This window comes from Mesorhizobium sp. L103C105A0, from assembly GCF_000502215.1.
GTDB lineage: Bacteria > Pseudomonadota > Alphaproteobacteria > Rhizobiales > Rhizobiaceae > Mesorhizobium.
Map to the genome: position 1 here is coordinate 26,158 of NZ_AYXF01000001.1, position 24,643 is coordinate 50,800.

Below are 24,643 nucleotides of genomic sequence, written 5' to 3' on the forward strand. Positions count from 1 at the left end.
CGCATAAAACCGGCCTTGACTTTCTTGCCCCGGCACCCGACTTCCTAGCGTCCGAGGAGACCCGCCCCATGCCAGAGGCCCGACGATCGACAATCGATGCCGGAGAAGTGGAACGCTTTTCCGCGCTTGCCGCCGAATGGTGGAACCCGAACGGCAAATTCCGTCCGCTGCACAAATTCAACCCGGTCCGGCTGGCCTATATCCGGGACCAGGTGGCGGCGCGCTTCGGCCGCGATCCGCGGGCGGCGCGGCCGTTCGAAGGCCTGCGTTTCCTCGATATCGGCTGCGGTGGTGGATTGTTGTGCGAGCCGATGGCAAGGCTTGGAGCCGAAGTGGTCGGCGCCGACGCCTCGGCAACCAACATCGAGGTGGCGAAGCTGCACGCGGCCGAAGGCGGCGTGACGGTGGATTATCGCGCTACGACCGCTGAGGATTTGGCCGATTCCGGCGAGAAATTCGACGTCGTCCTCAACATGGAAGTCGTCGAGCATGTTGCCGATGTCGACCTGTTCATCGGCAAGTGCGGCGAAATGGTCAAGCCCGGCGGCATCATGTTCGTGGCCACCATCAACCGCACGCTGAAGGCACTGGGCCTGGCCATCATCGGCGCCGAATATGTGCTGCGCTGGCTGCCGCGCGGCACCCACCAGTTCGGCAAGCTGGTGCGGCCCGAAGAGCTTGAAAAGGCGCTCGGCAGCGCCGCCATGACCATCATCGACCGCACCGGCGTGACCTACAATCCTCTCGCCGACCGCTGGGCACGCTCCAAGGACATGGACGTCAACTATATGGTGCTGGCGGAAAAACGATCGGTCTGAACGAAGGGGCGGCCGTGGACACTATGAGGGCCCGAGAGCTGGCGCTCGATCTTCCCGAAACGGTCGAGCAATCGCATTTCGGCAAGGCTGACTTCCGCGTCCGCAACCGTATCTTCGTCTCGCTGCCCGAAGCCGACCGTGCTGTCGTCAAGCTCGACCGGGACCAGCAAGAGATGATGGCCGCGGCTGAGCCATCGGTTTTCAGGCCCGTGACAGGCGGCTGGGGCCAAAAGGGATGGACGTCGATCATGCTCGAAGCCTGCGACGAACAGACATTCCGCAGCGCCGTTCGGACGGCCTGGCGAAACGTCGCCCCGCCGGCGCTACGGAAGCGCCTCGACGCGAGCCAAATTTAAGCTTGAGCAGTTCGAGCAAAGTGTGAAGCGGTTTTCCCGGGAAAAGCGCATAGCGCTTTGCCTAGGGAATTGCGTAAACCAAAGACCCTATGCCTTCTGGCTCTGCGCCTTGGTGGTGATGATCACGCCGATGGTGATGATCACCGCGCCGGCCCAGGTCAGCAACTGGTAGTGCTCGCCGAGGAAGATGGTTCCGGCAAACAGGCCGACGGCCGCCGCCACATAGCCGATCTGGCTGAGATAGACCGGACCGCCCACGGCCTGCAGCCGGAAGAAGAAGGCAAACATTGCCGAGGCCGAAGCGACTTGCGCCACGACAACCAGCGGCACGGCCCTGAACGGGGCGAAAGCGCCGACGCCGAACAGCGTGAGAATGCCGATCAGCAGCAGCGTCGCCGAGGCCAGGTGGCTGCCGACGGCCAGTTCGATCGGACCGGTGCCTTCGGGCCAGTCGACGGTGCGATAGATATTGCCGGCGGCAAGGCTGACCGGGATCAAAAGTCCGACCAGCACCCAGTAGACATCGGCCGGCTGGCCGGCCTCGCCGCGCGTCACCGCCACCATGACGGCGCCGATGAAGCCGACGGCGATACCGATACTGCCGAGCGTATTTGGCCGTCGAACGCCGAGCAGGATCGAAAACACCAGTGTGATGACCGGCGACAGCGTGAACATGATGCCGGTATAGCCGGCGCCGAGATGCGGGATAGCCGAAAACATCAGCAGATTGGGCACGGCGTAGGACACGGCGGCGGTGATGAAGAAATAGCGCAGTCTGTGCGACGTGAGCCGCATGCGCTCGCCGTTCGCGAGCAACGGGCACAGCAGCACGCCCCCGGCGCCGAACGAGATGACGAAGGCCCAGACCATGGCCGGAACGCCGGCAGCCGTCGCCAGCTTGCCGAACGGCAGGGTCAGGCCGAGCAGGCCGCCGGTGACGACCAGCAGGCCAAGCGCCGATTCCCAGAGAAATTTCATCGGATGGTTCCGTCACTCACTTGCGGCACTGGGTCGAAACTGTATCTTGAGGTAGCATACCACAAAGATTCTTAACGTCAAGATACTTAGCGGTGAGACAGATGGATCGCGCGGCAAAGGCGGTGGAGCAATGGAAGCGGGAACGGCCGGACCTGGAGGTGTCGCCAATGCTGGTGCTTGGGCGGCTGAACGAAGCCTCGTCGCTAATCGCCCGCGAGCGCCTCGCCCCGCTGTTTGCCCGTTTCGGACTGCAGGCCGGCGAATTCGATGTGCTGGCGACGCTGCGCCGCTCCGGCCAGCCCTACGCGCTGACACCGACCGCTCTATACGAGGCGACGATGGTGACCTCCGGCGCCATGACCAACCGGCTCGACCGGCTTGAGAAGGCCGGACTGATCCTGCGCGGCCCGCACCCCAACGACCGGCGTGGCATTGTCGTGCAACTGACCGAAAAAGGTCTGGCCTTGATCGACGAAGCCCTGACCGCCCACGTCGCCAACGAGCATGAAATCCTCGCCGGGCTCACCGGCACGGAGCGGGGGGCACTGGCTCAGTTGCTTGGCAAATTGATCGATAGCGCCAGCTGATCGCTCAATTGCGCTCCTCGGGAAAACTCGGGATCGGCATGAAATCGATGCCATCCTCGGCCAAGCTCTTGGCTTCGTCCAACGTCGCCTCGCCATAGATGCCGCGCGCATCGCTCTCGCCGAAATGGATCTTGCGCGCTTCTTCGGCAAACTTGTCGCCGACATAGTCGGCATTCTCGCGCACCTTCTCGGCCATCGCCTTCAGTTGCGCCAAAGCCTGCTTCTGGGTTTCGCCCATGGCCAGCGCAATTGTTTCCTGCTTCCGCGCGGTGGAGACGGCTGGCGCCATCAGCGCCTTTTGCACCTTGTGCGAGCCGCAGCTCGGGCAATCGACGAAGCCGCGCTTCTTCTGCGTGTCGAAATCGTCATTGCTGCGAAACCAGCCCTCGAATTCGTGCTCGTGCTCGCAGATCAGGGCAAAGCGGATCACGAAGCCGCGCCCCTGAGCCGCGGCGCTTCCACTGCGCCGGCATTGACGGCAAAATCGCGCGCATTCCTAAGGTTGGGGATTTTCTTACGCGCGGCCCACGACTGCGCCGTGTCGATCTCGGCGATGATCACCTCCGGATCGTCATGGTCGGCCTCGGCGAGAATTCGACCCCATGGGTCGACGATCAGCGAATGGCCATAGGTTTCGCGGCCATCCTCATGCAGGCCACCTTGTGCTGCAGCAACCACGTAGGCGCCGTTCTCGATGGCACGGGCTCGCAGCAGCACATGCCAGTGCGCCTCGCCGGTCTGGCGGGTGAAGGCGGCAGGCACCGACAAGAGGTCGGCGCCGGCCATCGCCTCGGCGCGGAACAGCTGTGGAAAGCGTAGATCGTAGCAGACGGCAAAGCCGAGCCTAGCGCCGTCGATCTCGGTGACGACGGCCTCGGTGCCCGGCTCATAGGCGGCGGATTCGCGCCAGCTCTCGCCATTGTCGAGGTCGACATCGAACATGTGGATCTTGTCGTAGGTGGCAAGGGTGGCGCCGTCCGGCCCAAACAGCAGCGCCCGGTTGGCGAGCTTGCCGTCGGTGCGCAGGATGGCGGTCGAGCCGATGTGCAGGAAGACGCCGAGTTCGCTGGCGAGCTTGCGCGCGGCCGCCACGACGATGTCCTTGTCTTCCAAGGTGAAGGAAGCAGCCCTGGCTTCCTTGTCGCGGATCAGCGCACCGGTCATTTCCGGGGTCTGGATGTAGGTTGCACCGAGGCCTGCCGCTTCGCGCACCAGCCGTTCGAGATCGACCGCGTTGCGCTCGGGGCTCTCGCCCGAACGCATCTGGATCGCCGCCGCCTTGAAAATACCCATCGTCACGTCCTCTTTGAGCAATTCCAGGAAAAGTGTGTAACGGTTTTCCGTCCGGAATTGCGTAAAACAAAGACATAGAGCGGCGCTACGAACCGCTCTTTGTCGTCGAGCCGTTGGCAAGCAGCCTATCCAGCTGCCCCCGTGCCTCCAACTCGTGGAGGTCGTCGGAGCCGCCGACATGCGTGTCGCCGATGAAAATCTGCGGAAACGTCGAGCGGCCATGCGCCCGCGAAATCATTTCCTGGCGCAATTCCGGCGAAAACGAAGCGTCATGCTCGGTGTAAGCGACGCCCTTGCGGTCGAGCAGCCGCTTGGCCGCCGCGCAATAGCCGCACATCATACGGGTGTAAATCGTCACATCGAGCATCGGTCCGTGCCTTTCCTCGACCTTATATAGTCGCGGACTCGTCGGCCCGAAAGTCCCCCGGCAGGACACGCGCGAAGGTCAGCACATCGACCGCTCCGGCGCCGCCCTTCTTCAGCGCCCTGGCGACCGAGCGCACGGTGGCGCCGGTGGTGTAGACATCGTCGACCAGAAGCACGCGGCGCCCAGTGATCTCGATTTCGGCTTCCGCAGGCACACGGAAGGCGGCGCGGACATTGGCCTCGCGCTCCTGCCGCTCCAGCCCGACCTGCTGGCGCGTGAGCTTGACGCGCCGGACCGCCGAGGGCGAGAAAGGCAGCCCGCTAAGCTGCGCAACCGCCCTTGCCAACTCCGCCGACTGGTTGAACTGCCGGCGAAAGAAGCGCCGCCAGTGCAGCGGCACCGGTACGACGACATCGGCGTCTGCAATTAGCTCAGCGCCGGCGCGCAGCATCCAGCGCGCCATCCACGGCGCCAGATCGGTGCGATCCTGGTATTTCAGACCTTGCACCATCTGGCGGGCGACACCTGAATAGGCCACGGCCGCCCGCGCCCGCTCGAACGGCGGCGGATCGGCGATCGCCTCGGCCGACAGGAATCCCTCGCCCATATCGTGCGTGAATGGCGTGCCCATCACCGCGCACCATGGCCGCTCCAGCAGCCTGAGTTTCGGCCAGCAGGCACCGCACAAAACGCCGGGTTGCGAGACGTGCCTGCGACAGCCGGCACAGACCGGCGGGAACAGCATCCGCGCCGGCCAGTCCAACATGGCCAGCTTCAACATGGTTTGAGCGAGGCTCTTGATCTCCATCACCGGATCGGCCACGTGGTTTTGTCGTCCGCGCCAGGATATCACTAGACGGACAAACAGGGATGTCTACCGTTGCAGCCGATCATCGATACTGAACTTTGGCTGGTGCGCAAGCGCAGGGCGCTGGCCCACCCCGTAGCCGGCGCGGATTTTCTGATGCGGCGGGCGGCGGAAGACCTTGCCGACCGGCTCGGCGCGGTCGAGCGGAAATTCGGCAAGGCCGCGGTGCTGTTTTGCCAGACGCCGGACGCAACGGACGTGGTCGCTGCAAGCGGCAAGGCAGCGGAGATCGTGCGCGTCGAGGCAGATCCAGCGTTTCTGGACGGCCGGCCAGGGCTGATAGCACCGCTGGAAACAGTGCCGTTCCAGCCGGAAAGCCTCGACCTCGTCGTTTCACTTCTGTCGTTGCAGGCGATGAACGACATTCCCGGCATGCTGGTGCAGATCCGCCGCGCTCTGCGGCCCGACGGGCTTTTCCTCGGCGCCTTTGCCGGCGCCGGCACGCTTTCCGAATTGCGCGAAAGCCTGCTCGCCGCCGAGACCGAACNCCGAACTCTATGGCGGCGCCAGCCCGCGTGTCATCCCCTTCACCGATGTTCGCGACGCCGGCGCACTGCTGCAGCGCGCCGGACTGGCGCTGCCGGTGGCCGACGTCGAAACGGTGACCGTCCGCTACGATACCCTCTTCGACCTCATTGCAGATCTCAGGGCGATGGGCGAAACCAGCGCGCTGACCGATCGCAGCCGGCGACCGGGAGCGCGAAAGCTTTTTACCCGTGCCGCCGAAATCTATGCCGAACGCTTTTCGGACGCTGATGGCCGCATCAGGGCAAGCTTTTCCATCGTCTGGATGTCGGGCTGGGCGCCCGATGCCTCGCAGCAAAAGCCCTTGAAACCGGGTTCGGCGAAGGTCTCGCTGAAGACGATACTGGAAAACCCCGGCGGGCGGTGACGGCGCTCCGGATCAGTGCTCGGCGAAGGCGTTTGCGAGCCTGCTGTTGTTGTCGCTGAACAGAAACTGGATCGCATTGCTGGCCTTGCCGACACCCCCGACGATGGCAAGCGACAGCACCGCAACGATCAGGCCATATTCAATGGCCGTGGCGCCTGTTTCGTCCTGCAAAAATCGGCGCAGCAATGGCTTCATGATCGTCGATCCCTCTCATCCCCGACCATATCGCCGACCTGTTAAGAAAGGTTAACGGCACAAGCTTAACAGGCTGTGAAATGGGCCCTACGTTGAGGAAGTTCTCAAGCTGGTGTCGACCTTGTTGGTCAGCAGTCGCCGCTGCGTTGGCCGTCCGCGCGGATGATGCAGACTGAGTTCGGTGAGGGCTGCAGCACGCTTCTGCGCAGCGTATAGGTGGCCCGCGAGCCGATCGAACCCGTGCTCATCGGGTCGAGACCGCCTGCAAGAGCATCGCGGCTGGATGATCGCGTCTGGTTGTCCAGCACGGGGACCGCGATCAGCGCCAGCGCCACTGCGGCCGAGCCGAACAACAGCGTGACGCGCAATAAGCCGACGCCGGCGGCGCGAAAGCTGCGATCTGGCCGGATCGAGTCCCATTCCCTGTCGAGGCTCATGCAATCGCTCCCCGCGAACCCGCTTTGCCGCAATTTTTCACGACGAGATAAATCTTCCATTAACGCTGGCTAGATCAGACCGCGAAATGGCTTTGTATCACAACAGGTCGATGAGGAACTGGATTAGCGGCGCGTCGGCCGGCGGCATGGGATAGTCGCGCATCTGCTTTGGCCGCACCCATTTCAACGCCTGCCCTTCCCTGGGCTGCGCGATGCCGCGGAAGCGGCGGCAGACGAACAGGGGCATCAGGAGATGGAAATCATCATAGGAATGGCTGGCGAAGGTGAGCGGCGCCAGGCAAGGAATGTCAGTCTCGATGCCGATTTCTTCCTGCAGTTCGCGGATCAGGCATTGTTCCGGCGTCTCGCCTGGCTCTACCTTGCCGCCGGGAAATTCCCACAGGCCGGCAAGCTGTTTGCCCTCGGGCCGCTGCGCCAGAAGCACCCGCCCATCGGTATCGACCAGCGCGCACGCGGCGACCAGCAGCAGGCGTTTGCCGGTGATCTCGCTCATGCGCCCGGCGGCCGGCGATAGTGGTAGCGATAGACTTCGTCGAAGCCCAGCGAGCGATAGAGCGCCAGCGCCGGCGCATTGCCGGCCTCGACCTGCAGCCAGGCTTCGCGAGCGCCACGCAGCCTCGCCCACTTCAGCGCCGACAGGATCAGGTTGCGGCCATGGCCCTGATTGCGCGCCGACTTGGCGGTGGCGATCTCGAACAGGCCGGCAAGATCGCCGTCATGGACGCAGATCAGCACCGCCAGAGGGTCGGCCCCTTCCTCCAGCGCAAACAGCCCGACTTCGGGTTGGATGGCGCCGATGATTTCCGAAAGACCGGGCCGCAGCGATGCATCCGAGCCGCTGACCTTGAGCGACGCGCCGAGAAAGCGGCTGATATCCTTCAGCGGAATCTGGTCCATGGCCGGCGCCAGTTGCGCGTCCGCCAGCGGCAGCCGCATCACCAGGGATTCGTCGAATGTGCTCCAGCCCTCATTGTCGAGATGCTTGGCCAGGTCCGGCCCCGACAGCGGCGAGATGCGGAAGGTCAGCGGCCTGCCATAGGCGTCGAAGCGCCGGCTGGCGCGGCCGATGCGCTCGGCAATGTGCTGGGTGTCGCCGGGATCGAGCGGGTTGACCGAGTTCAGCCGCTTGGCCGGATGGCCGGCTGTCAGCCGCACCACCCAGGTGCCGTCATAATGCACGGCCGCCGCCGGCCAGGCGCGAAACCCCGCAGCCTCGTAGCGGCGCACGATGGCGAGCATGCTTGCCGGATGCCTGGAAGCCAACTCCATCAGCTCCGGTAATCGCCATTGATGGCGACATATTCCTTGGTGAGGTCGCAGGTCCACACCGTCGCCTTGCCGCGGCCGATACCGATATCGGCGCGGATGCGAATGTCGTCGCGCTTCATATAGGCCGAGGTCGCTTCCTCGGAGTAGCCCGGGTCGCGTTCGCCCTCATGCGCCAGACGGTTGTCGCCGAACCAGATCGACAGCCGGTCGCGATCGGCCGGCTCGCCGGCCTTGCCGACGGCCATGACGACGCGGCCCCAATTGGCGTCCTCGCCGGCAACCGCCGTCTTGACCAGCGGCGAATTGGCGATGGACAGCGCGATGCGCTTGGCCGAGCGCGCCGATTTGGCGCCGGTAACGGTGACTTCGACCTGCTTGCGGGCGCCCTCGCCGTCGCGCACCACTTGCAGCGCCAGCGATTTGAGCACCTTGCCCAGCGCCCGGCGGAACGCCCCGAGACGCGCATCCTTGGGATCGCTGATGGCGGGCGCGCCGCGCTTGGCAGCGGCTCCGGTGGCGAACAACAGCAGCGTGTCGCTGGTCGAGGTGTCGCTGTCGACGGTGACGGCGTTGAAGGTCTTGGCCGTGCCGCGCGACAACAAGTCCTGCAGCACGGGGGCGGCGATCGGCGCATCGGTGGCGATGAAGGACAGCATAGTCGCCATATCGGGCGCGATCATGCCGGCGCCCTTGGAGATGCCATTGATGATGACGTCGGTGTCGCCGAGCTTGACCGTCGCTGTCGCCACTTTCGGATAGGTGTCGGTGGTCATGATGGCCTTTGCCGCCTCGGTCCACAGATCCGGCTTGCCGTCCTTGACCAGTCCGGCCAGCAAATGGCTGAATTTGGTGGTGTCGAGCGGCTCGCCGATTACCCCGGTAGAAGCGAGGAACACTTCGCCTGGCGTGCAGCCTGCGGCCTTGGCCGCGGCCTCGCCGGTCAGTTGGGTGGAGGCGCGGCCCTTCTTGCCGGTGAAGGCGTTGGCGTTGCCGGAATTGACGACCAGCACCCGTGCCTTGCCGGCGCCAAGGTTCTCGCGGCAGAAGTCGACCGGCGCCGAGGGGCATTTCGACTTCGTGAACACGCCGGCAACCGCTGTGCCGGCATCGAAGACCATGGCCAAGAGGTCGGTACGGTTCTCGTACTTGATCCCGGCCTCGGCGGTGGCGATGCGCACGCCCTCGATGGCAGGCATTTTGGGATATTTCTTCGGCGCGAGCGGCGAAATCGTTGCGGACATTGGAGACCTCGGGCGAGGGAAAAACGCTGGGCGAAGGCCGGTTTGCCCGATAGCACGGCCCGGCGCAAGGGCGTTTTCTTGGCCGCCGCTGTCGGCAAGCCACCAGGGATTAAGCTTGCATTTCAAATCCGTTGGCGTCACCGGGGCCTCTGGCGTTATGATATCGGCCATGGGCAGGCTGGTGATCTTGGCGGTGGCGTTTATGGGGCTTTTGCTCCTGAGCGCCGATGCGCAGCCGGAACGGCGCGTGGCGCTGGTCATCGGCAATGGCACCTATGCCGAAGCCGGCACGCTCACCAATCCGGTCAACGATGCGCTCGATATTGCCGGCAAGCTCCGCTCGATCGGCTTCGACGTCATCGAGGGCAACGATCTCGGCAAGCGCGAACTCGAGCGCAAGATCGGCGAATTTTCCGATGCGCTGGAAGGTGCGGGCGTCGGGCTTTTCTATTACGCCGGCCACGGCCTGCAGGTGGAAGGGCGCAACTACATCGTGCCGGTCGACGCCCGGCTCGACATGCCGGTCAAGCTGCAGCTCGAAGCCGTGCCGATCGACGAAGTCCTCGACATCATGGAGCAGCAGACCAAGGTCAGCCTGGTTTTCCTTGACGCCTGCCGCAACAATCCCTTTGCCCGCAGCCTGAGCCGCACCGCCACCACGCGCTCGGCAACGGCGCTTGCCGGTCTGGCGCAGTTCGATTCGACGCGCGGCTCCTTCATCGCCTTCTCGACGGCGCCAGGCGCTGTCGCCATGGACGGCACCGGACGCAATTCGCCGTTCGCCGCCGCCCTGCTGCGGCACATGGCCGAGCCCGGCCAGAGCATCAACGACATGATGATCGCGGTGCGCCGCGACGTGGTCTCCGAAACCCGCGAGGGACAGCGCCCATGGGAACAGGGTTCGCTGCTCGAACGGTTCGAGTTTGTGCCCGGCGGCGAAACGGTTGCACAGCCGAAGCCCGCCGTCCCCCCGGCGCCCGAAACAAAGGTTGCGGCACTCGAACGGTCTGTAGGCGACGACAAGACCGCAATCGAGAAATTCCTGCGCGACGACTATCTTGCGCCCGATGCCGCGGCGATCGGCGAGACCGTCAAGCGGCTCTATGCGCCTTCCGCCACCATCTTCGGCACGCGCTATGACAGCGACGCCGTCGTCAAGCTCAAGACGGACTGGTTCGCGCAATTTGCATCCTGGTCGTTCAGTCTCGAGCCCGGCAGCCTCGAGGTGACGCCGCAGGGCGAGAACCGCGCCGAAGCCGTGTTCGCGATGAGCTACGACTATATGTCGAAAGACAAATCGGCGGCGCGCATGACCGGCAAGGCACGAGTCACGCTTGGGCTGGTGAAGAGCGACGGCCAGTGGCGTATCGCCTCGGAAACCTCGCAAGCGATGAACTGAAATCCCCGCGAAGCGAATGTGAGACCTGCTTCTACAAGCGCTGGAAACGGGCCGTTTCGTTTGCCTGCCAGCTCACCTATATTGCCGGCGAGATTGTTGGCGAGGGCAGACATTGTTGGCGAGGGCAGACATGGGCGAGGATCCGGCCCGCAGATCGATCGGGGCGCGGCGCAACCCAGACAGCGCCGAGGCCATTCTCGAGGCCGCGGAGGCGGTGCTGGTCGAGGCCGGCTATGCCGGCTTCTCCATAGAGGCCGTGGCGCGGCGGGCGCGCGCCGGCAAACCCACGATCTATCGCTGGTGGCCGAGCAAGGCGGCCCTGCTGCTGGAGGTTTACAAGCGGCAAAAGCGTGTCGACGTCCCCGATACCGGCAGTCTCGAAGACGACCTCGTCGGTTTTCTGAGGAACCTCTTCGCGCATTGGCGCGACACATCCTCGGGCAGCGTATTCCGCTCGCTGATCGCCGAGGCCCAGTCCGACGAAGCGGCGGCCGCGGCCCTGACTGGCTATGCCGATGGGCGCGTGTCCCACACCGCTCGGATCATCGAGCGCGCCAAGGCGCGCGGCGAGGTTGCGGCCGATATCGACGCAGCGCTGGTCGCCGACCTCATCGCTTCCTATGCCTGGAAACACCTTTTGACCAACCGGCTGGACGAAGATGAGGCGACAATCCGTGCCACTGTCCGCTATGTGATGTCCGGCATCTCCCGCAATTGAAAAGGGCGCCGAACGGCGCCCTTTGCATGTTTTTTCGGTGCCGGCCTTACTTGCCGGCTTCCATCGTGTCGACGGCCTTCTTCAGATTGGCGTCGGGGATTTCAACCTTTGCGGCGCCGCGCAGCTGCTTGACCAGTGCGAAATACTTGTCGCGGATCACCGCCTGCTTGGCCTGGTCCTTGACGTCGTCGAAGGCCGGCGGCTGTTTGGTGCGCTTGTCCTCGAGCTTGATGACATGCCAGCCGAATTGCGTTTGCACCGGCTCCTTGGTGTATTTGCCGATTTCGAGCGCAACTGCCGCCTTGTCGAATTCCGGCACCATCTGCCCCGGGCCGAACCAGCCGAGATCGCCGCCATTGGTCTTGCCCGAGGGATCGCTGGTATGCTCGTTGGCGAGCTTCTGGAAGTCGGCGCCGCCATCGAGCTGCTTGATGATCGCCTCGGCCTCTTCCTTCGTCTTCACGAGGATGTGACGGGCATGAATCTCATTGACCGGCGGCGTGCTGGCGATTTCCTGGTCGTAGCGGGCGCGCACCTCGGCATCGGTAACCTTGTCGACGACGCCCTTCTCGACCATCTCGCCATGCAGCGCGCGCTGCTGCAGGAACGCCATGCGGCGCTGGAATTCGGGATCCTTGTCGAGCCCGGTAGCGACCGCCTGGGCGGCCATGACGCGGATTTCGATGGCCGCCGAAAGGGCCGCGGCGCGGCGCTGCTCGGGTGGCAACTGCGAGAACTGCTGCGACAGCTCGCCCTCGGCAAGCCCAAGGTCCGCCTCGGTCAGCTTCTGGCCATTGACTGTAGCGATAACGGTGTTCGGATCGACGGGGGCTGCCGCCGGCGCTGCTGCGGCATCGGCCGAGGCGGGAGCGGCTTCCTGGGCCATCAGCGGAGACAGCGACAGGGCCGACAGGCCGAAAGCCAAGCCAAGGCTGGCGAGCGACGCACGGCGAAACAGTAAGGACATCAAGATTAACTCCAAGGGGGGATTGGTAGGGCTTGCAGATCAGCCGGATTGTGGCGGAATTTGGCGCTGCCCATAGGGCTAACGCGGCGTTGACATCAGTTGAGCCCCCTCTTATCTGTCCAACGACTTTGCGTCCAGAACCGTTTTCCGGGCGCTTTTTGTGTTTGTCCGCGTTTCACGCGGAATTGATGGGGCCGGCCGGCGCTCATCTCAAAATTGAGAATTCTATCGAAAGGACCATCGGATGGTCAGTCTCGGCGGTCTCGCCCGTAAGGTTTTCGGTTCCTCCAACGATCGTCGCGTAAAATCGACCCGGCCGCGTGTCGAGGCGATCAACGCCATGGAAAACGAGATGCGGGCGCTGTCCGACGCCGAGCTTCAGGCCCGCACGGAAAAATTCCGCCAGGATATCGCCAACGGCGCCACGCTCGATGACCTGCTGGTGCCGGCCTTCGCCACCGTCCGAGAGGCATCCCGCCGCGTGCTCGGCATGCGCCCGTTCGACGTGCAGCTGATCGGCGGCATGGTGCTGCACAATGGCGGCATCGCCGAAATGCGTACCGGCGAGGGCAAGACCCTGGTCGCCACCCTGCCCGTTTATCTCAACGCGCTTTCCGGCAAGGGCGTCCATGTCGTCACCGTCAACGACTACCTTGCCACCCGCGACTCCGAATGGATGGGCCGCGTCTACAAATTCCTCGGCCTCTCGGTCGGCGTCATCGTCCATGGCCTGTCCGACGAGGAACGCCGCGTCGCCTACGCGTCCGATGTTACCTATGCCACCAACAACGAGCTCGGCTTCGACTATTTGCGCGACAACATGAAGTATGAGCGCGCGCAGATGGTGCAGCGCGGCCACAATTACGCGATCGTCGACGAAGTCGATTCCATCCTGGTCGACGAGGCGCGCACGCCGCTGATCATTTCCGGTCCGCTCGAGGACCGTTCGGAAATGTACAACACCATCGATGCCTTCATGCTGCAGCTCGGCCCAGCCGACTACGAGATCGACGAGAAGCAGAAGACCTCGATCTTCACCGAGGAAGGCACCGAGAAGCTGGAAAACCTGCTGCGCGCGGCCGGCCTGCTCAAGGGCGAGTCGCTCTATGACGTCGAGAACGTCGCCATCGTCCACCACGTCAACAACGCGCTGAAGGCGCACCGGCTGTTCCAGAAGGACAAGGACTACATCGTCCGCAACGACGAGATCGTCATCATCGACGAATTCACCGGCCGCATGATGCCGGGCCGCCGCTATTCGGAAGGCCTGCACCAGGCGCTCGAAGCCAAGGAGCATGTGGCGATCCAGCCGGAAAACCAGACGCTGGCATCCGTCACCTTCCAGAACTATTTCCGTCTCTACAAGAAACTGTCCGGCATGACCGGCACGGCGCTGACCGAGGCCGAGGAGTTCGGCAACATTTACGGCCTCGAAGTCACCGAGATCCCGACCAATCTGCCGGTCATCCGCAAGGACGAGGACGACGAGGTCTACCGGACGGTCGAGGAGAAGTACAAGGCGATCGTCAAGGAGATCAAGGAAGCGCGCGCCAAGGGCCAGCCGACGCTGGTCGGCACCACCTCCATTGAAAAATCCGAGCAGCTGGCCGAGCGCCTGCGCAAGGAAGGGTTCAAGGATTTCGAGGTGTTGAACGCCCGCCACCACGAGCGCGAGGCCGCCATCGTCGCCCAGGCCGGCAAACCCGGCGCCATCACCATCGCCACCAACATGGCGGGACGCGGCACCGACATCAAGCTCGGCGGCAACGCCGAGATGCGCATCGAGGACGAACTGGGCGACATGCCTGCTGGTCCCGAGCGAGAGGCGCGCGAAAAGGAAATCATTGCCGATGTCGAGCGCCTGAAGGAAAAGGCGCTAGCCGCCGGCGGCCTCTACGTGCTCGCCACCGAGCGCCATGAATCGCGCCGCATCGACAACCAGCTCCGCGGCCGCTCCGGCCGCCAGGGCGACCCCGGCCGTTCGAAATTCTTCCTGTCGCTGCAGGACGATCTGATGCGCATCTTCGGCTCCGAGCGCATGGACGGCATGCTGCAGAAGCTTGGCCTCAAGGAAGACGAGGCCATCATCCATCCGTGGATCAACAAGGCGCTGGAAAAGGCGCAGAAGAAGGTCGAAGCGCGCAACTTCGACATCCGCAAGAACCTGTTGAAATACGACGACGTCTCGAACGACCAGCGCAAGGTGGTGTTCGAGCAGCGCATCGAATTGATGGACGGCGAAGGCCTGTCCGAGACGATCGCCGAGATGCGCGAAGGCGTCATCGAGGAGATCGTCACCAAGAACATCCCCGAAAACGCCTATGCCGAGCAGTGGAACGTCGCCGGCCTCAAGGCCGAGGTCGCCGAATTCCTCAATCTCGACCTGCCGGTCGAGGACTGGGTCAAGGAAGAAGGCATTGCCGAGGACGACATCCGCGAGCGCCTGACCAAGGCCGCCGACGACGCCGCCAAGGAGCGCGCCGAGCGCTTCGGCCCAGACGTGATGAGCTATGTCGAACGCTCGGTGGTGTTGCAGACGCTCGATCATCTGTGGCGCGAGCACATCGTCAACCTCGACCATCTGCGTTCGGTCGTCGGCTTCCGCGGCTACGCCCAGCGCGACCCGCTGCAGGAATACAAGAGCGAGGCGTTCGAGCTGTTTCAGGCGCTGCTCGGCAATCTGCGCCAGGCCGTCACCGCGCAATTGATGCGCGTCGAACTGGTCCGCCAGGCCGCCGAAGCGCCGCCGCCCGAAGCGCCTGAAATGTTCGGCAGCCACATTGACGGCACCACGGGCGAGGACGATTTCGAGGGTGGCGAGACCGCACTTCTGGTCCGCCAGGAGAGCAACGCCATCGTCGCTCCCGAAGACCGCGATCCGAACAACCAGGCGACCTGGGGCAAGATCGGCCGCAACGAAGCCTGCCCCTGCGGCTCCGGCAAGAAATACAAGCACTGCCACGGCGCGTTTGCCTGATTTCGAAGGCTAGGTCGGCGGGACAGCACCCCCCTCTGGCCTGCCGGCCATCTCCCCCTCAAGGGGGGAGATCAGCAGCTTCGGCGCCGTAACTTCTTTCAATTTCGACAATTGGCGAAAGCCACAGTGACAGCCAATCTCCCCCCTTCAGGGGGAGATGTCCGGCAGGACAGAGGGGGGTGCGAAGGATGGCGACCTCTCGGTCCAACCCTCGTCAAAACCTCACAACAACCCCGAATCGCGCGCGGTCGCTGTCGCCTCGCCGCGCGACACCGCATCCAGCTTGCCCAGCACCGCCGAGACATGGTGATCGACCGTCTTTGGCGAAATCGTCAATTGCTCGGCGATCCGCTTGTTGGAGAGGCCGCGTTCGATCAGCTGCAGCACCTGCATCTGGCGCAAGGTGAGGCCGGCGAGGTTGGCGCGCGTCGAGCGGCGCGGGCCGCGGGCGATGCCGCCAACGCCGTTCTTGCGCATGATATCGCGCAGGCGCTGGGCTGCCGGCCTTGCCCCCAGGCCGTCGAAAATATCCAATGCCAGCCGCTGCCCCTCGTCGTCGCCGAGGATGAGCGCCAGTCCGCGCTCGTATGGCGCATTCAATTCGGACCAGAGTGCCGAAGCCGAACGCCAGTCGCCGGTCAGGAGCAGCCGGTATGGTGTCGCCATCTCGGCGGTGTCGCCGGCCGGCATATCGGGAGAGAGCAATGTTCGCCACAGAGCCAGCTCACCGACATGGGCACGCGAGCGCACCGGCGTTTCGGCGCGGGTGATCAGCGCCAGCGCCTCTTGCCTGTCGGCCAGGCCCAGCCATGCCTGCTCCGCCATCAGCGCCGCGTAAGAGCTCAGCATCTGCAGGTCGCCGCCGCTTCCGACCAGACGCGCCATTTCGGCGAACAGCGGCTCGGCCGAGGGATCGCCGCGCCTCAGGCGCAGTTTCGCCAGTGCCAGCAGCGCCGGAAACCGGCCCACGGTGGTTGTCCGCTCATTGTCGATGACATCGCTTGCCGTCGCGGCGGCCTCATCCCATTGGCCCTGACGCAGCTGCACATCGGCCAGCATGCCCCTGAGATAGTCGCGCCAGGTGCCGAGGTCGTTCTCGGTGCAATAGTGGATGCCGCTCTCGAGCACCGGACGTGCCGCGTCGTAGCTCATCTGGGTGATCTCGAAACAGGCGCGGTTGGTGAAGGCGCGCGCGGCATGCTCCTGGAAATTGCCCTGGAGCGCAATTTCAAGGCTTTGGTCGAGGCGCAGGCGTCCCGCATCCGGATTGAGCCACTGCTCGACGCAGCCGACATTGTTGAGGGCATGCGAGGCGATGTCGGGACGGTTCATGCGCGCAGCCAGCGCCGCTGCCTTCTCGCCATAGAACAGCGTGTCTTCCACCCTCTCCGACAGCATCGCCAGATGTGAGAGGTTCGAATAGGCCATGGCGAGTTCGGGACCGGCGGGAGCCGCTTCCAGCATCGCCACAGCCTCGGCGCCGAAGGCGGCCGCCGCCTCGCGGTCATCGCCCATTTCGCTCAGCCGGGAGAGCCATCTCAGGCTGTCGCCCTCCTTCAGCCTGTTGCCGTCTGCCTGATGCAACCGGCGCGCCTGTCCCTGCGCTGCAAGCGCATCATCGATCTTGCCGATGAGATGGCACTCGAAGGCATGACTTTCGTAGAGCGCGGCGCGCTCGATCACCGGCAGGCTGTCGGCCTGCTGCAAGGCGATCTCGTAATAGCCGGCGGCATCGCGATGGGCGCCGACGCGCGACGCCTCGCGCGCGGCGATTGGCGCAAGTTCGCGCACCGCCGCCAGATTGTGCGCCTCGACCGCATGATGCACCAGGCGGCCTGTGGAGACGTCGCCATTTTCGAGCAGTGCCGCCAGCGCACGCTGGTTGAACTGCCGCCTGTGCGACGTCGTCAGCATCATTTCGATGGCGCGTCGCGCGATGTCGTGGCGGAAGGCGTAGCCGTCGCCCAGATCGTCAAGCAGGCCGTTGGCGACACACTCGGCCAACTGGCCGGCGCTGGCGACGCCGCACAGGCCTTGCAAGGCCCAGGCGTCGGCGCGGCGCGGAAACACCGACACCGCGTCGAGCATGGCCCGGGCGCCAACCGACAGCCGCTCGGCCCGCGCCAGCACCGCGTCGCGCACGCTTGCCGGCAGCGCCATTTCGTTTTCGGCGCACAACAATTCGGTGACGAAGAAGGCATTGCCTGCGGTCGCCCGGTAGATGGCGTCGCCATCGCGGCCGGCCGCATCGGCGAGCGACAGCACGGCCGCCTCGCTGAGCAGCGGCACGTCCATGCGCGCCACGCTGCCGGCCGGGATTTCGCCAAGGGCGCGGCGCACGCGCATCTGTCCTTCGCTGCGGTCGGTGCGCGCCGTGAGCAACAGCAGGATGTGGGTGTTGGCGATACGCCGGCCGAGGAAGCGCACGAAATCGAGCGTCGCATCGTCGGCCCAGTGCAGGTCTTCGATCACCAGCAGGCTCGGTCCCTTGGCCGCAAAGGCGTCGAGCGCGTCGGAAAACAGCGGCAGTCTCTGCCCATGCCGGGCATCGATGGCGCGCGGCAGCGCCCATTGCGCTTCACGGGCCAGATCGTAGAGCGGCCCCAGCGGATCTGGGATCGACAGATCCTCGCAAGCGCTGCGCAACATTGCCGCGCTTTGCCCCACACGGGCCGCGAATGCCTCGACAAGCGCCGTCTTGCCGGCGCCGGCCTCCCCGGCCAGCACGGCGACGCGGCCATGGCCGCCTATTGCATCGCCAAGCAGGCTCTCCAACTGCTGCAGCTGCGTCTGCCGTTCCAGAAGCATCATTATCATCGTCTCACAGGATCGGAGTTTTCCCACCATGGCGGGCCGCTCACGATTAGCCCGTGAAGAAAGCGCCGCAATGTGACTTTGCACACATTGCCGTGCCTCTTTCCACAAAGAACGACGCCAATATAGGGAATCGTCCCGTCCAATATGGGGAATCGTTCCGATGCGCGGGCCGGGCCGGCGTGGTCAACGTCCAGCAGCGCTCCGATCGAGCGTGAATCAATGGAAAAGGAAGTCTTCCATGCCTCGCTATCTGATTGAACGCACATTTCCGGACGGCCTCAACATTCCGATGACCGACATCGGCGCCACTGCGGTCGGCGGGGTCGTCATGCGCAATGCCGAAAAGGGCGTCACCTGGATCCAGTCCTTCGTCACGCCCGACAAGAAGCACAGCTTCTGCATCTACGACGCGCCGACGCCCGAAGCGATCCGCAGCACGGCTCAGAAAAACTCGCTGCCGGTCGACAAGATCACGGAGGTGCGGGTTCTTGACCCTTATTTTTACCTCTGATCCTGCGTTCGGTCGCCACGACGATGAGCATCAAACTGTCCTTCGCGGCCGTGGCGAACTGCCTGATGGCCTGCCGCTCGGCGGAATCGGGCCTGTCCTGGGAAAGACCGTCCGGCCAACCTCCGTGCTCGGCCGTCTATGGCGGTTCGCGACGAGGCTGCCTGCGTATCTGTCTGAAAGGCGGCGCTTGCCCCCGGAAGGCGACTATCTGAGGCGCGACATCGGGCTATCGGAGCGGGACGTCCCGCAGGAATATTGGCAATATTACTTTTGGGATCGTTGATTTTGCACGGTTTTTAAGGGCTGCGGCCAAAGCCCGGCAACGGAAGCCGCATCGCATGAACCGGGACGGATAAACCAAATCCTAAACCAACGCCGCAGCGTTTCGGGCAGCCTGATCGGCCGCCGTCGCCTCGAGCGTCAACAAACGGACGGAAGACCATGACCATAACTCTTTGGACGACACGCTTCGCGGCTTTCGCCGCCATCTCGATCGCGGCGGGTGCGGCCGCCCAGGCGCACGACGCCAACCCGTTGGCCCAAAAGGTGCGCGCAGCCAACAGCCGCTTCGAGAATGTGGCAGCCGCCACCGCCGAAGGCTATGCCCCCATCCCTTGCGCCAGCGGCATCACCGGCGGCGCCATGGGCATCCACTATGTCAACGGCGCCTATCTCAAGGACGATGCCGTCGATGTCGCCAAGCCCGAGGCGGTGATGTACGAGCCGATGGCCGACGGCGGCCTGAAGCTAATAGCGGTCGAATACATCACCTCGAAAGGCCCGGCCTCGCTCGAAGGCCAGCTGTTCAACTTCAACAGCGCCCCCAACCGCTACGGCCTCGGCCCGTTCTACGAACTGCATGTCTGGGCCTGGAAACAGAACCCGACCGGCGCCTTCGCCGACATGAACCCGAACGTGTCCTGCGACGCGATGAAGGGGATGTAACGTTCCCGATGTGACATCCGGCACCGGACACACCCGATGCCTGCCTTCCCCCTTGGCGGGGGAGGGGCGAGCGAAACGCCGACCGGCTCCCCAGTCTTCCCCGGCGTTCGCTCGCCTTTTATTATGCCCCGGCATACGATGACGCACCTTGCACACGCGGCCGTCCTTGGCCCCTCGGCGCACCCGCACCTGCCCACCCTTTCTTAAGGTGTTTCGGATACATCGAAACCTTGAAAAGAGGCGGAAAACGGAGAGACATCGGGGTGCGCTTTTCCGCGGCGACGACGGCCGGGCGGTTCTTGCCGCAGCGTTTGGCGCTGCGCATGGGGCCTCTGCTTGACCGCATCGATGCGGTGCTGTTCACCGCCGACGAGCGCGGCGAAGCCGGCCGCATGTCGCTGATCGCCTTTGCCATCCGCATCGTCAGCGCCGTCATCGCCTTCATCAGCCAGGTGCTGATGGCGCGCTGGATGGGCTCGTTCGAATACGGCATCTTCGTCCTCGTCTGGGTGACGATGGTCATCGTCGGCAACCTCGCCTGCCTCGGCTTCCACACCTCGGTCATCCGCTTCATCCCCGAATACCGCGAACGCAACATGCTGGCCGAGCTGCGCGGCATCGTTGTCGCCAGCCGCCTGTTCGTGCTGATTGCCTCGACCGCAATCGCCGGACTAGGCGCACTGGGCGTCTGGCTGTGCGCGAACTGGATCGAGAGCTACTATGTCATGCCCTTCATCCTCGGCCTGTTCTGCCTGCCGATGATCGCCATGGGCGACCTGCTGCAAGGCCAGTCACGCGCCAATTCCTGGGCGCTGTTTGCGCTGTCGCCGACCTATCTGGTGCGGCCGGTGCTGATCCTGGCGCTGATGGCGCTGATGCTGGCAATGGGCTATGCGCCCGACGCCAGGACAGCGATCTTCGCTTCGATCGCCGCCACCTACGCCACCACGCTCGGCCAGCTCATCGGCGTGACCACGCGCATGGGCAGGAATATCCCGGCCGGGCCGATGAAGGTGCATTTCAGCGAGTGGTTCATCGTCTCGCTGCCGATCTTCCTGGTCGAAAGCTTCTTCTTCCTGCTCACCAACGCCGATGTGCTGATGGTCGGCGCCTATCTCCAGCCCAATGACGTCGCCGTCTATTTCGCCACCGTCAAAACGCTGGCGCTGGTGCATTTCGTCTATTTCTCCGTCAAGGCCGGCGTCGCCCAGCGTTATGCGCAGTTCACCCATGGCGAACCGGAAAAGCTCGCCGCCTTCGCCCGCGAGACCGTGTCGTGGACGTTCTGGCCGTCGCTGCTGATGGCGCTGCTGGTGCTGGCGCTCGGCGAACCGATGCTGGTGCTGTTCGGGCCCGAATTCACCGACGGCTATCCGCTGCTGTTCCTGCTGGTGTTCGGCGTCGTGGCGCGCGCCGCCGTCGGCCCTTGCGAAAGCCTGTTGACGATGAGCGGCAACCAGAACATCTGCGCCGCCGTCTATGCCATGACGCTGGCCTTCAACATCGGCCTCAACGTGGTGCTGATCCCGCTCTTTGGCCTGTGGGGGGCGGCGATCGCCACCAGCCTCGCCATGGTCTTCGAGGCCAGCGCCCTGTCCTTCACCGTCTGGCGCAAGCTCGGCATCGTCATGCTGATCTTCGTGCCCGCTGCCGAGGGAGCCGCCTGATGGCCGCCATCCCGCTGATCGAGGAAACCAGCGGCGGTCCGGCCGGCGCCATGGTGTCGGGTCTTGCCGGCCTGGCGCGCGACGCCGATCCGGCGCATCTCGAGATCCTCGCCAACAACCGGCCGCTGCGCAAGCTGGCGATCTATCCGGCTTCGGCCGGCTTCGAACTGGTCGAGGAACTCGACTATCTGTGCACCCGCACGATCGAGCCCAACGTTTTCTTCAACCCGCGCTTCCTGGCGCCGGCCATGCCCCGGCTGGAAGATCGCGAGGTCAAGCTGGCGGTGATCCGCGACGGCGACGAATACCGCAACCGGCTGCGCCTGCTGGTGCCGTTCTCGGTCGAAAGGCCGGCGGTGCCGCTCGGCGTTCCGGTGATGCGCACCTGGTCGAGCCCGTTCGGCCCGATCGGCACACCGCTGGTCGACCACGACGACCCGATCGGCGTCGTCGAGGATTTCTTCGGCATGCTGTCGCGGCCGCATCTCAAGCTGCCGAAGGTCTTCGTGCTGCCCGACATGCGGCTCGACGGCCCATTGGCCAGCGTGCTGGCCACCGTTGCCGAGACGCGCGGCCTGACAATGGTCACCACCGGCAAGGCGGACCGGCCGGTGCTCGAAAGTACGCTCGACGGCGAGGCGTATCTGAAGGCATCGCTGCGCGCGCACCACTACCGCGAATTCCGCCGCCTAAAGCGGCGCCTGGGGGATCTCGGCAGGCTGGAACATGTCGTGGCGCGGGGACCGGACGAAATCCGCCACGCCATCGAAAGTTTCCTGACGCTGGAGGCGGCCGGCTGGAAGGGCCGCGAGCGCACCGCCATGGCCATCGACCGCTACCGCGCCGCCTTTGCCCGCGAGGCCGTGCACCGGCTGGCCGAGCACGACATGTGCCGCATCCATTCGCTGATGCTGGACGGCCGCACCATCGCCTGCCTGGTGGTCTTCGTCGAAGCCGGCGTCGCCTACACCTGGAAGACCGCCTATGACGAGACGCTGGCGACCTATTCGCCGGGCACGCTGCTGATGATCGAGGTGACCAGGCAGCATCTCGACGACCCCAACATCATGATGACGGATTCCTGCGCCGTGCCCGACCACCCGGTGATGAGCCGGCTGTGGAGCGAGCGCAAGCCGATGGGCTCGCTGGTGATCGGACTGACGCCGGATGCCGACCGCCTCGCCCGCCAGGCCGCCTCGCAGCTGCATCTCTACCGCGAGACCCGCAACATGGCCCGTCTGCTGCGCAACCGCGTGAAGAGTTTGCTGGGACGGCGATAGCCACTGGATCAACGGCAAGACACCAGCTATGGCTCCGGCGGCAATTTCGGCCGGCCTTCACGACAAGCCATCCTGATGATCAGAACCTTTTTGCGTCACGCCGGTCCCCGTGCGGCCTTTTTGCTGCTTGCGCTGCTGCCTGTCCGCGCCTAGGCCGATAGCTGTCCCGAGGATTGCAGCGAGCCCGCGCCGTCCATCAACATCTACAGCCACACCGCCGCCAGCCATCTCAGCCCGGCCACGCTGGGTGCACTGCCGCGCGTCTATGTGCCGAACCGCTCCTCCAACAGCGTCACGGTGATCGACACCATGACACTCAAGGAAGTCGACAGGTTCCCGGTCGGCAGCAAACCGCAGCACGTCGTGCCGTCCTGGGACCTGAAGACGCTCTGGGTCGCCAACAATGGCACCGGCAAGAACGGCAGCCTGACGCCGATCGACCCGATGACCGGCAAGCCCGGCCCGCAGATCGCCGTGGACGATCCCTACAGTTTGTATTTCATGCCGGGCGCGGCCATCGTCGTCGACGAAGCCCTGGAGCGGCTCGATTTCCGCGATCCTCACACCATGGCGCTAATGTCGAGCCTGCCGACGCCCACTTGCCCCGGCATCAACCACGCCGAATTCTCGGTCGACGGGGCCTACGCGATCTTCACCTGCGAATACGGCAATGGCGGATTGGCAAAGATCGACCTGAAGAACCAGAAGGTGCTTGGCCATCTCGACTTCTCGAAAATGGGCATGCCGCAGGACATCCGCCTCTCGCCCGACGGCAAGGTTTTTTACGTCGCCGACATGATGAATGACGGCGTGTTCCTCGTCGATGGCGACAGTTTCAAGGAAATCGGCTTCATCCCGGCCGGCATCGGCGCCCATGGCTTCGTCGTCAGCCGCGACGGCAAGCGGCTCTATGTCTCGAACCGGGGCTCGCACAAGATGGAGCAGGGCCAGGCAAAGGGACCGGGCAGCGTGACGGTGATCGACTTCGCTACCCGCGCGGTCGTCACGCAATGGCCGATCCCCGGCGGCGGCAGCCCCGACATGGGCAACGTCAGCGCCGACGGCAAACAACTATGGCTGTCCGGCCGCTTCGACAGTGCCGCCTACATGATCGACACGACATCAGGCGCGGTGACCAAGTTTCGGGTTGGCTCAGAGCCGCACGGCCTGACGGTGTGGCCACAGCCGGGGCGGTATTCGCAAGGGCATACGGGGAATATGCGCTAAGTCCGTGTTCGAGGCGCGGCTCGAACGCAAAAGGTCGCAAGGGCAACCGCCCATCGGCCGGGACCCGGAACGAGCAGGGGCTTTCCTTGGAAACCGCGAAGCTGTAGCTCCACACACTGGTTTCGGATACTGCCAGAAGATGAACCTTCGCCGCATCGTCCTCATCGTCGCGCTTCTCAATCTTGCCTATTTCGGGATCGAGTTCGCTGTGGCGCTCGCCATTGGATCAGTGTCCCTGTTCGCCGACAGCATCGACTTTCTTGAAGATGCTTCCGTGAACCTCCTTATCCTGCTCGCACTTGGGTGGTCTGTGCGCTCCCGTGCGCGGGTGGGGATGGCATTGGCGCTCATCCTTCTCATGCCGGGTCTGGCAACGCTCTGGACGGCTTGGGAGAAGTTCAACGTGCCGGTGCCGCCGCAGCCCATCGCCTTGACCTTGGCGGGACTTGGCGCTCTCGCCGTCAACCTGTCCTGTGCCTACATGCTGGCCGCGCACCGGCATCGTGGCGGCAGCCTCACAAAGGCGGCCTTCCTGTCGGCCCGCAACGACGCCTTGGCCAACATCGCCATTATTGCCGCAGGGTTGGTCACGGCCTTGCTCTGGCATTCCGCGTGGCCCGATTTGGCGGTGGGATTGGGGATCGCGGTCATGAACGCCGACGCGGCCCGCGAAGTGTGGGAAGCTGCCCGTGAAGAACACCGTGCGGCGGCCTGAGAGCACGTAGAGCGGGGCTACCGGCCGCCGCTGATTGGCGCTATCGCTGTCATCCTCAGCAGCCGCGGTTGGCTCTGTGTTCGAGGCACTGTTCGAAC

General features: G+C 64.4%; 24 protein-coding genes and 1 pseudogene. 13 read left to right on the forward strand and 12 right to left on the reverse strand.

Annotated elements, in window-relative coordinates; all coding sequences use genetic code 11:
• Positions 1-68 precede the first annotated feature (68 nt).
• Positions 69-818 carry a bifunctional 2-polyprenyl-6-hydroxyphenol methylase/3-demethylubiquinol 3-O-methyltransferase UbiG gene (gene ubiG, locus X727_RS164130; protein ID WP_023672976.1) on the forward strand — a complete coding sequence of 250 codons (750 nt, stop codon included), beginning with the start codon at positions 69-71 and terminating at the stop codon, positions 816-818.
• Positions 819-841: 23 nt separating this feature from the next.
• Positions 842-1,174 carry an MmcQ/YjbR family DNA-binding protein gene (locus tag X727_RS164125; protein WP_023685781.1) on the forward strand — a complete coding sequence of 111 codons (333 nt, stop codon included), beginning with the start codon at positions 842-844 and terminating at the stop codon, positions 1,172-1,174.
• Positions 1,175-1,261: 87 nt separating this feature from the next.
• Here X727_RS164125 and X727_RS164120 read toward each other — a convergent pair whose 3' ends face one another.
• A complete protein-coding gene (locus X727_RS164120; RefSeq protein ID WP_023833365.1) occupies positions 1,262-2,152 on the reverse strand; it encodes a DMT family transporter in 891 nt (296 codons plus the stop codon).
• 101 nt (positions 2,153-2,253) lie between these two features.
• Between X727_RS164120 and X727_RS164115 the strand changes: the two genes are divergently transcribed.
• A complete protein-coding gene (locus tag X727_RS164115) occupies positions 2,254-2,739 on the forward strand; it encodes a MarR family transcriptional regulator (protein ID WP_023672979.1) in 486 nt (161 codons plus the stop codon).
• Between the two features lie 4 nt (positions 2,740-2,743).
• On the opposite strand, the gene X727_RS164110 is transcribed toward X727_RS164115, so the two are convergent.
• The 4 genes from X727_RS164110 to X727_RS164095 all read right to left on the reverse strand — a co-directional run bounded on the left by X727_RS164110 (position 2,744) and on the right by X727_RS164095 (position 5,180).
• Positions 2,744-3,169: a DUF1178 family protein gene (locus X727_RS164110; RefSeq protein WP_023672980.1), complete on the reverse strand. Its 426-nt coding sequence runs from the start codon at positions 3,167-3,169 to the stop codon at positions 2,744-2,746.
• The gene (locus tag X727_RS164105; protein ID WP_023743063.1) at positions 3,166-4,032 is read right to left on the reverse strand and encodes a carbon-nitrogen hydrolase family protein; all 867 of its coding nucleotides are present in this window, start codon (positions 4,030-4,032) and stop codon (positions 3,166-3,168) included. The genes X727_RS164110 and X727_RS164105 overlap by 4 nt, the downstream gene beginning before the upstream one ends.
• An 85-nt stretch (positions 4,033-4,117) precedes the next feature.
• Entirely contained in the window at positions 4,118-4,399 is a 282-nt protein-coding gene (grxC, locus tag X727_RS164100; protein ID WP_023672982.1) for a glutaredoxin 3, read from the reverse strand.
• Between the two features lie 22 nt (positions 4,400-4,421).
• Positions 4,422-5,180: a ComF family protein gene (locus tag X727_RS164095; protein WP_245260367.1), complete on the reverse strand. Its 759-nt coding sequence runs from the start codon at positions 5,178-5,180 to the stop codon at positions 4,422-4,424.
• A 99-nt stretch (positions 5,181-5,279) separates the two neighbouring features.
• Between X727_RS164095 and X727_RS01000000164230 the strand changes: the two are divergent.
• Positions 5,280-6,159 (forward strand): annotated as a pseudogene (locus tag X727_RS01000000164230) (methyltransferase domain-containing protein).
• 12 nt (positions 6,160-6,171) lie between these two features.
• On the opposite strand, the gene X727_RS164090 reads toward X727_RS01000000164230, so the two are convergent.
• The 5 genes from X727_RS164090 to argJ form a co-directional block, all read right to left on the reverse strand.
• Complete coding sequence (locus tag X727_RS164090; RefSeq protein WP_023672984.1) at positions 6,172-6,354, reverse strand: Flp family type IVb pilin; 183 nt, start codon at positions 6,352-6,354, stop codon at positions 6,172-6,174.
• Between the two features lie 128 nt (positions 6,355-6,482).
• Positions 6,483-6,791 (reverse strand): hypothetical protein, encoded by a 309-nt coding sequence (locus X727_RS164085; protein WP_023686679.1) that lies wholly within the window; start codon positions 6,789-6,791, stop codon positions 6,483-6,485.
• A 97-nt stretch (positions 6,792-6,888) separates the two neighbouring features.
• Entirely contained in the window at positions 6,889-7,305 is a 417-nt protein-coding gene (mutT, locus tag X727_RS164080) for an 8-oxo-dGTP diphosphatase MutT (RefSeq protein ID WP_023685791.1), read from the reverse strand.
• Positions 7,302-8,051 carry a GNAT family N-acetyltransferase gene (locus X727_RS164075; RefSeq protein WP_023713717.1) on the reverse strand — a complete coding sequence of 250 codons (750 nt, stop codon included), beginning with the start codon at positions 8,049-8,051 and terminating at the stop codon, positions 7,302-7,304. The genes mutT and X727_RS164075 overlap by 4 nt, the downstream gene beginning before the upstream one ends.
• A 29-nt stretch (positions 8,052-8,080) precedes the next feature.
• Positions 8,081-9,322 carry a bifunctional glutamate N-acetyltransferase/amino-acid acetyltransferase ArgJ gene (gene argJ / locus X727_RS164070; RefSeq protein ID WP_023833366.1) on the reverse strand — a complete coding sequence of 414 codons (1,242 nt, stop codon included), beginning with the start codon at positions 9,320-9,322 and terminating at the stop codon, positions 8,081-8,083.
• 169 nt (positions 9,323-9,491) lie between these two features.
• Between argJ and X727_RS164065 the strand changes: the two genes are divergently transcribed.
• Both X727_RS164065 and X727_RS164060 read left to right on the forward strand, forming a co-directional pair.
• Complete coding sequence (locus X727_RS164065) at positions 9,492-10,721, forward strand: caspase domain-containing protein (RefSeq protein ID WP_023833367.1); 1,230 nt, start codon at positions 9,492-9,494, stop codon at positions 10,719-10,721.
• A gap of 130 nt (positions 10,722-10,851) precedes the next feature.
• Positions 10,852-11,439, forward strand: coding sequence for a TetR/AcrR family transcriptional regulator (locus X727_RS164060; protein WP_023694003.1), 588 nt, complete (start codon positions 10,852-10,854; stop codon positions 11,437-11,439).
• 46 nt (positions 11,440-11,485) lie between these two features.
• Here the strand turns inward: X727_RS164060 and X727_RS164055 are convergent, their stop codons facing one another.
• Positions 11,486-12,406 carry a peptidylprolyl isomerase gene (locus X727_RS164055; RefSeq protein WP_023833368.1) on the reverse strand — a complete coding sequence of 307 codons (921 nt, stop codon included), beginning with the start codon at positions 12,404-12,406 and terminating at the stop codon, positions 11,486-11,488.
• Positions 12,407-12,650: 244 nt separating this feature from the next.
• Here X727_RS164055 and secA point away from each other — a divergent pair, with 244 nt between their 5' ends.
• Complete coding sequence (gene secA, locus X727_RS164050; RefSeq protein WP_023833369.1) at positions 12,651-15,383, forward strand: preprotein translocase subunit SecA; 2,733 nt, start codon at positions 12,651-12,653, stop codon at positions 15,381-15,383.
• Between the two features lie 222 nt (positions 15,384-15,605).
• Here the strand turns inward: secA and X727_RS164045 are convergent, their stop codons facing one another.
• Positions 15,606-18,194 carry a LuxR family transcriptional regulator gene (locus X727_RS164045; protein ID WP_031203770.1) on the reverse strand — a complete coding sequence of 863 codons (2,589 nt, stop codon included), beginning with the start codon at positions 18,192-18,194 and terminating at the stop codon, positions 15,606-15,608.
• Between the two features lie 244 nt (positions 18,195-18,438).
• Here X727_RS164045 and X727_RS164040 point away from each other — a divergent pair, with 244 nt between their 5' ends.
• The 6 genes from X727_RS164040 (at position 18,439) to X727_RS164020 (ending at position 24,545) form a co-directional block, all read left to right on the forward strand.
• Positions 18,439-18,711, forward strand: coding sequence for a DUF4242 domain-containing protein (locus X727_RS164040; protein WP_023685308.1), 273 nt, complete (start codon positions 18,439-18,441; stop codon positions 18,709-18,711).
• Between the two features lie 441 nt (positions 18,712-19,152).
• Positions 19,153-19,656 (forward strand): hypothetical protein, encoded by a 504-nt coding sequence (locus tag X727_RS164035; protein ID WP_023833371.1) that lies wholly within the window; start codon positions 19,153-19,155, stop codon positions 19,654-19,656.
• Positions 19,657-19,919: 263 nt separating this feature from the next.
• Positions 19,920-21,323: a lipopolysaccharide biosynthesis protein gene (locus tag X727_RS164030; RefSeq protein ID WP_023833372.1), complete on the forward strand. Its 1,404-nt coding sequence runs from the start codon at positions 19,920-19,922 to the stop codon at positions 21,321-21,323.
• The gene (locus X727_RS164025) at positions 21,323-22,603 is read left to right on the forward strand and encodes a GNAT family N-acetyltransferase (protein ID WP_023754193.1); all 1,281 of its coding nucleotides are present in this window, start codon (positions 21,323-21,325) and stop codon (positions 22,601-22,603) included. Before X727_RS164030 ends, X727_RS164025 begins: the two co-directional genes overlap by 1 nt.
• A 243-nt stretch (positions 22,604-22,846) precedes the next feature.
• Positions 22,847-23,830, forward strand: coding sequence for a YncE family protein (locus X727_RS0132980; protein ID WP_348524519.1), 984 nt, complete (start codon positions 22,847-22,849; stop codon positions 23,828-23,830).
• A gap of 139 nt (positions 23,831-23,969) precedes the next feature.
• On the forward strand, positions 23,970-24,545 hold the full coding sequence (locus X727_RS164020; protein WP_023673757.1) for a cation transporter: 576 nt from the start codon (positions 23,970-23,972) through the stop codon (positions 24,543-24,545).
• The last annotated feature ends 98 nt before the right edge of the window (positions 24,546-24,643 follow it).

Coding starts and splice junctions, on each gene's coding strand:
- ubiG (WP_023672976.1), top strand. CDS start 69: ATGCCAGAGGCCCGACGATCGACAATCGATGCCGGAGAAGTGGAACGC.
- X727_RS164125 (WP_023685781.1), top strand. CDS start 842: ATGAGGGCCCGAGAGCTGGCGCTCGATCTTCCCGAAACGGTCGAGCAA.
- X727_RS164120 (WP_023833365.1), bottom strand. CDS start 2,152: ATGAAATTTCTCTGGGAATCGGCGCTTGGCCTGCTGGTCGTCACCGGC.
- X727_RS164115 (WP_023672979.1), top strand. CDS start 2,254: ATGGATCGCGCGGCAAAGGCGGTGGAGCAATGGAAGCGGGAACGGCCG.
- X727_RS164105 (WP_023743063.1), bottom strand. CDS start 4,032: ATGGGTATTTTCAAGGCGGCGGCGATCCAGATGCGTTCGGGCGAGAGC.
- grxC (WP_023672982.1), bottom strand. CDS start 4,399: ATGCTCGATGTGACGATTTACACCCGTATGATGTGCGGCTATTGCGCG.
- X727_RS164095 (WP_245260367.1), bottom strand. CDS start 5,180: ATGTTGAAGCTGGCCATGTTGGACTGGCCGGCGCGGATGCTGTTCCCG.
- X727_RS164090 (WP_023672984.1), bottom strand. CDS start 6,354: ATGAAGCCATTGCTGCGCCGATTTTTGCAGGACGAAACAGGCGCCACG.
- X727_RS164085 (WP_023686679.1), bottom strand. CDS start 6,791: ATGAGCCTCGACAGGGAATGGGACTCGATCCGGCCAGATCGCAGCTTT.
- mutT (WP_023685791.1), bottom strand. CDS start 7,305: ATGAGCGAGATCACCGGCAAACGCCTGCTGCTGGTCGCCGCGTGCGCG.
- X727_RS164075 (WP_023713717.1), bottom strand. CDS start 8,051: ATGCTCGCCATCGTGCGCCGCTACGAGGCTGCGGGGTTTCGCGCCTGG.
- argJ (WP_023833366.1), bottom strand. CDS start 9,322: ATGTCCGCAACGATTTCGCCGCTCGCGCCGAAGAAATATCCCAAAATG.
- X727_RS164065 (WP_023833367.1), top strand. CDS start 9,492: ATGGGCAGGCTGGTGATCTTGGCGGTGGCGTTTATGGGGCTTTTGCTC.
- X727_RS164060 (WP_023694003.1), top strand. CDS start 10,852: ATGGGCGAGGATCCGGCCCGCAGATCGATCGGGGCGCGGCGCAACCCA.
- X727_RS164055 (WP_023833368.1), bottom strand. CDS start 12,406: ATGTCCTTACTGTTTCGCCGTGCGTCGCTCGCCAGCCTTGGCTTGGCT.
- secA (WP_023833369.1), top strand. CDS start 12,651: ATGGTCAGTCTCGGCGGTCTCGCCCGTAAGGTTTTCGGTTCCTCCAAC.
- X727_RS164045 (WP_031203770.1), bottom strand. CDS start 18,194: ATGATGCTTCTGGAACGGCAGACGCAGCTGCAGCAGTTGGAGAGCCTG.
- X727_RS164040 (WP_023685308.1), top strand. CDS start 18,439: ATGCCTCGCTATCTGATTGAACGCACATTTCCGGACGGCCTCAACATT.
- X727_RS164035 (WP_023833371.1), top strand. CDS start 19,153: ATGACCATAACTCTTTGGACGACACGCTTCGCGGCTTTCGCCGCCATC.
- X727_RS164025 (WP_023754193.1), top strand. CDS start 21,323: ATGGCCGCCATCCCGCTGATCGAGGAAACCAGCGGCGGTCCGGCCGGC.
- X727_RS164020 (WP_023673757.1), top strand. CDS start 23,970: ATGAACCTTCGCCGCATCGTCCTCATCGTCGCGCTTCTCAATCTTGCC.